The 1,569-nt window shown below is 65.6% G+C and carries 1 protein-coding gene and 1 pseudogene; one reads left to right on the top strand and one right to left on the bottom strand.

Features of this window, described 5'->3' with window-relative positions:
* A partial coding sequence (locus tag WA702_RS17585) for a cation:dicarboxylate symporter family transporter (RefSeq protein WP_425111810.1) occupies window positions 1–1,032 on the top strand: 1,032 nt, incomplete at its 5' end.
* Between the two features lie 92 nt (window positions 1,033–1,124).
* On the opposite strand, the pseudogene WA702_RS17580 reads toward WA702_RS17585, so the two are convergent.
* Window positions 1,125–1,569: pseudogene (locus tag WA702_RS17580) on the bottom strand (ribonuclease E/G); the annotation flags it as partial.

Genomic DNA, 1,569 nt, shown 5'->3' with positions numbered 1-1,569 from the left:
TCGAGCTTCGCGCTGATCATCGGCCTGCTCGTCGGCAATCTGATTCCGATCGGACATGGCCTGGCGGCCCACCCGGACGCGGCGGCGGTCGCCAGCTACGTCAAGCAGGCCGAAGCGCAGAAGACGGTCGACTTCATCCTCAACATCATTCCCGACAGCGTCGTCGGCGCGCTGGCGCGCGGCGACATTCTGCAGGTGTTGCTGTTTGCCATCCTGTTCGGCTTCTCGCTGATGGCGCTCGGCGAGCGCGGCCACCGGCTGCGTGACATCATCGACGAAGGCGCGCAGGCCGTGTTCGGCGTCATCGCCATCGTGATGAAGGCGGCGCCGTTCGGCGCCTTCGGCGCCATGGCCTACACGATCGGCAAGTTCGGTCCATCGGCGCTCGGCGATCTGATCGGCTTGATCGCCGTGTTCTATCTCACCGCGGCCTTGTTTGTCGTGATCGTGCTCGGGCTGATTGCGCGCTTCGTCGGCTTCAGCATCTTCAAGTTCATCGGCTACATCAAGGACGAGCTGTTGATCGTGCTCGGCACCAGCTCCTCGGAGAGCGCGCTGCCGCAGCTGATGGAGAAGCTGGAGCGGCTTGGCTGCTCGAAGCCGGTGGTCGGTCTTGTGGTGCCGACCGGCTATTCCTTCAACCTTGACGGCACCAACATCTACATGACCCTGGCGACGCTGTTCATCGCGCATGCGCTCGGCGTGGACCTGACGCTGCAACAGCAGCTGATCATCCTGGTGGTGGCGATGCTGACCTCGAAGGGGGCAAGCGGCGTCACCGGTGCCGGGTTTATCACCCTTGCTGCGACGCTCGCCGCCGTCAATCCGGCGCTGGTGCCGGGCATGGCTATCGTGTTCTCGATCGACAAGTTCATGAGCGAGGTCCGCGCGCTCACCAACATCACCGGCAACGGCGTCGCGACCGTGTTCGTATCGTGGTGGGAAGGCGAGCTCGACCTGAGCCTGCTGCGCAAGCGGCTCAATCAGGAGATCGATCCGTCCGACGTGCAGACCGCCGTCACGACCGGCTAGCTCCGGATCGCGCAAAAGCGCATCAAACACAACGAAAAACGCCCGGCCATCTGGCCGGGCGTTTTGTTTGTGGTGTCCTTGCTGGCGGAGCGCTATTCGCCGCCACCGCCGAAGCGGCGCGACCACCATCCGGCGCGCCGCGGCGCCTCGGTCGCAGGCGGTTCTGCCGCTGATGGCAGTGGAGCAGGGGGCGTCGGTTCGGTCTCGCTGCCATTCACCGGGGCGACCGGAGCCGCAGGCCGTGACTCCGTGACGAAGCTGACCTTCTCGCGCACCGTCGAGCGTCGCGGCGTCTTCTCGCCATCGGCCTTTGCCTCGGCCTGCTCGGCCGGAGCCTCCGGCGCGGCTGCCGGCGTGCTCTCGGGCTCAGATTCAGCCGCAGCTTGCGGTTCGACAGTCGGCGCGATCGATTCGGCGTGAACGTCTGGCGTCGCGCGATCCGCAACGCTGCCACCATCGAAATCGGCCACTGCAATTTCGGCCTCGGATGCCGGCGGCGGCGTCAGCTCATCGGCGATCGAACCCATGAGCCCGTCA

This window comes from Bradyrhizobium sp. (assembly GCF_049798375.1).
In the GTDB taxonomy this organism is placed as follows: domain Bacteria; phylum Pseudomonadota; class Alphaproteobacteria; order Rhizobiales; family Xanthobacteraceae; genus Bradyrhizobium.
Note: the sequence above shows the minus strand (reverse complement) of the source record. Positions and strands in the feature narration are given on the sequence as shown.